This window comes from Caulobacter sp. B11 (assembly GCF_002737765.1).
Classification (GTDB): domain Bacteria; phylum Pseudomonadota; class Alphaproteobacteria; order Caulobacterales; family Caulobacteraceae; genus Caulobacter.
Window position 1 is genome coordinate 1 of the sequence record NZ_PEGG01000254.1, and the last position, 3,425, is coordinate 3,425.

The 3,425-nt window shown below is 69.5% G+C and carries 3 protein-coding genes and 2 pseudogenes; all 5 read right to left on the minus strand.

The window, feature by feature from the left end; all coding sequences use genetic code 11:
• Positions 1-234: pseudogene (locus tag CSW58_RS10475) on the minus strand (PhoH family protein); the annotation flags it as partial.
• Positions 231-1,583, minus strand: coding sequence for a tRNA (N6-isopentenyl adenosine(37)-C2)-methylthiotransferase MiaB (gene miaB, locus CSW58_RS10480; protein WP_099447247.1), 1,353 nt, complete (start codon positions 1,581-1,583; stop codon positions 231-233). The pseudogene CSW58_RS10475 and the gene miaB, both read right to left, overlap by 4 nt.
• A gap of 163 nt (positions 1,584-1,746) precedes the next feature.
• Positions 1,747-2,154 (minus strand): Fur family transcriptional regulator, encoded by a 408-nt coding sequence (locus CSW58_RS10485; protein ID WP_099447248.1) that lies wholly within the window; start codon positions 2,152-2,154, stop codon positions 1,747-1,749.
• 45 nt (positions 2,155-2,199) lie between these two features.
• The gene (gene rimI / locus CSW58_RS10490; RefSeq protein ID WP_099447249.1) at positions 2,200-2,643 is read right to left on the minus strand and encodes a ribosomal protein S18-alanine N-acetyltransferase; all 444 of its coding nucleotides are present in this window, start codon (positions 2,641-2,643) and stop codon (positions 2,200-2,202) included.
• Positions 2,640-3,275: pseudogene (gene tsaB, locus CSW58_RS10495) on the minus strand (tRNA (adenosine(37)-N6)-threonylcarbamoyltransferase complex dimerization subunit type 1 TsaB). The gene rimI and the pseudogene tsaB overlap by 4 nt, the downstream one beginning before the upstream one ends.
• Positions 3,276-3,425 lie beyond the last annotated feature (150 nt).

A 3,425-nucleotide genomic window follows, 5' to 3' on the forward strand; every position in this document is an offset into this window, starting at 1 on the left:
ACATCGGCCTCGACGACCTCTTCGCCGGCGTCGACTCGGTTGGGCCAGGGCGTTGAGCACGCGCTTGGCGCCGCTGCGGCCCTTGACGTCGCCGGTCAGGGTGACGCCGCCGCCGGGCGTCTCGATCAACACCTTGAAGGCGTCCTCGATCAGGGCGGCGTGGCGACCGGCGGGACCGGTCACGGCGTGGACCGCGTCATCGGACAGCGGCAGGAACTCGGGGGTGCGGCTCAAGCGGACTCCAGGACGGACTGGCTCTCGAGCACGCCGCCCAAGCTCATCTTGGCGGCGGACTCGATGCGGACGGGCGCGATCTGACCGATCAGGCTATCGGGCCCGGTCGCGAACACCGCCTGCAGATAGGGACTGCGGCCGACGATTTGACCGGGGTTGCGACCATTTTTCTCGAACAGCACCGGCAGGGTCTTGCCGACCTGGCCGGCGTTGAAGGCCACCTGCTGTTCGTCGAGCAGGGCGTTGAGACGCTGCAGGCGCTCGGTCTTGACCGCCTCGTCGACCTGGCCGGTCATGGCCGAGGCCGGGGTGCCCGGACGGCGGGAATATTTGAACGAGAAGGCCGAGGCGAAACCGACATCGCGGATCAGCTCCAGGGTCTTTTCGAAGTCGCCGTCGCGCTCGCCGGGGAAGCCGACGATGAAGTCGCCGCTCAGGGCGATGTCCGGACGGGCGGCGCGGATGCGCTCGATCAGGCGCACATAGCTCTCGGCCGTGTGGTCGCGGTTCATGGCCTTGAGGATCTTGTCGCTGCCGGCCTGCACCGGCAGGTGCAGATAGGGCATCAGCTCGGGCAGGTCGCCATGGGCCTCGATCAGGTCGTCGCCCATGTCGCGCGGGTGGCTGGTGGTGTAGCGGATGCGGTCGATGCCCTCGATACGAGCCAGCCGGCGAACCAGCTTGGCCAGGGAAGAGCCGCCGCCGTCATAGGCGTTGACGTTCTGGCCCAGCAGGGTCAGCTCGCGCACCCCCTGGTCGGCCAGGCGGCGGGCCTCGTCCTCGATGGCCTCGGGCGGACGCGACCACTCGCCGCCGCGGGTATAGGGCACCACGCAGAAGGTGCAGAACTTGTCGCAGCCCTCCTGCACGGTGAGGAAGGCGCTGACCCCGCCCACCTGGCGCTCGGCCGGCAGGGCGTCGAACTTCTCGTCGGCGGCGAAATCGACCGCCAGCCGCTCGCCGGTCGCCCGGTGGGCGCGGGCGATCAGCTCGGGCAGTTGGTGATAGGACTGCGGACCGACCACCAGATCGACCGCCTTCTGGCGATGCATGATCTCCTTGCCCTCGGCCTGGGCCACGCAGCCGGCCACGGCGATGGTCATGCGGCCGCCGGCCTGCGCCTTGCGGTCCTTCATCTGCTTGATGTAGCCGAGCTCGGAATAGACCTTCTCGGTGGCCTTCTCGCGGATATGGCAGGTGTTGAGCACCACCAGATCGGCGCCCTCGGGATCATCGACCACGCCATAGCCCAGCGGCCGCAGGACATCGGCCATGCGCTCGCTGTCATAGACGTTCATCTGACAGCCGTAGGTCTTGATATAGAGGCGCTTTTGCGGGGTCTCGCTCATGGGGCGAGGTTATGGGGGCGACGAGGCTGGCGCGCAAGGTTCTGGGGGCAACACCCCCTCAGGCGCTTCGCGCTAGCTCCCCCAAAGGGGGAGCATCGGGCGCGCCAAATGCTCCCCCTTTGGGGGAGGTGGCCCGGAGGGCCGGAGGGGGCGTGTCGCCCGCTCACTCCTCGATCGGAACCCCGTACAGTTCCAGCCGGTGGTCGATCAGCTTGTAGCCCAGCTTGCGGGCGATGGCGTTCTGCAGGGCCTCGATCTCTTCGTCGACGAACTCGATGACCTTGCCGCTCTTCATGTCGATCAGGTGATCGTGGTGGTGGCTGGGGGTCTCTTCATAGCGCGAGCGGCCGTCGCGGAAATCGTGGCGCTCGATGATGCCGCTCTCCTCGAACAGGCGCACGGTGCGATAGACCGTGGCGATCGAGATGTGCGGGTCCACGGCGTGGGCGCGACGGTGCAGTTCCTCGACATCAGGGTGGTCGTCGGCCGACGACAGCACGCGCGCGATCACGCGGCGCTGGTCGGTCATGCGCATCCCGTTTTCGATGCAGAGTTTCTCGAGGCGATCCAAGGCGCGTCTCCGGGTCGATTCGACGGCAAGATAGGCGGGTGCGCCCTAAGTGTTAAGGCTCCGCCGCATCACGACCGCGTCCTTTGGGCCGTCCGCCTCGGCATAGTAGCCGCGGCGCAGGCCGACGCGGGTGAAACCGCTCGTCTCATACAGCCCCAGGGCCGCCAGATTGTCCGCCGCCACCTCGAGAAACAGCACCTGCGCCCCGGTCTCGACCGCGACGCCGGCCGCCATTTCGACCAGGGCCGCGCCCCAGCCGCGCCGGCGAGCGGCGGGGTCGACGGCCAGGGTCAGGATCTCGGCCTCGCCGCCGATCGACCGGCAGAGGATGAAGCCCTTGGCCTCGTCAGCCTCGCCGAGAAGGGCGAAGACGCCGGGGCCGCCCAGCAGGCTCTCGAAGGCCTCGGCGCTCCAGGGCCGGGCGAAGGCCCGGTCATGCAGATCGGCGAGGGTGAAACAGGCCTCCAGCCCGACCGGACGCAGGATCATGCCGCCGGCGCCACGGCATAGGGCGCGCGCAGATAGAGCGGCCGGGGGGCATGACGCGGGGCGGGGCGGGCGGCGGCCAGTCGGGCGATGACGACGGGGTCGGCGAAGGCCGGGGTCTGGACCACGGCCCGGTCAGGACCTCGGCCAGCAACGGCGCGCCCGAGCCGATCAGCGTCACGGGGCCGCCGGCGTGCAGTTCGGCCAGTCGGGCCGCCGCCACGCCGATCTCCAGGGCGTCGGGGCCATCAGCGAGACGCCGCCGTCGAAGACCTGCAGATAGACCTGGGCCATTTTCGCGTCGAGCACGGCGGCGACGAAGCCGCCGGTCGCGCCGGCCAGGGCTTCGAGCGTATTGATCCCGACGCAGGGGATCGACAGGGCGACGGCCAGGCCCTTGGCGAAGGACAGGCCAACCCTCAGGCCGGTGAACGATCCCGGCCCCACCGTCACGGCGATCCGGGTCAGGACGGAAAAGGCGGCGCCGGCTTCGTTCCATCACCTCTCGGGCCAGGACGGCGATACGCTCCTGATGACCGCGGGGGTCATGGGCTCGCTGCGGGCGGCCAGCACCGGTCGCCGTCGAGCACGGCGATCGAGCAGGCGCCCAGGCAGGTGTCGATGGCGAGGATCATGCGGCGGCTTGTAGCATCAGGCGTCCCGGGATGCGAGCCCCGGGGCCCAGCGATCCCGCCGCCGGATCGCGCCGGCGGCGGGACAGGCTCAGACGATCTGGGCGGCTTCGGCGAAGTCCAGGCGCGGGCTGCGCGGGAACAGGTTGTCGT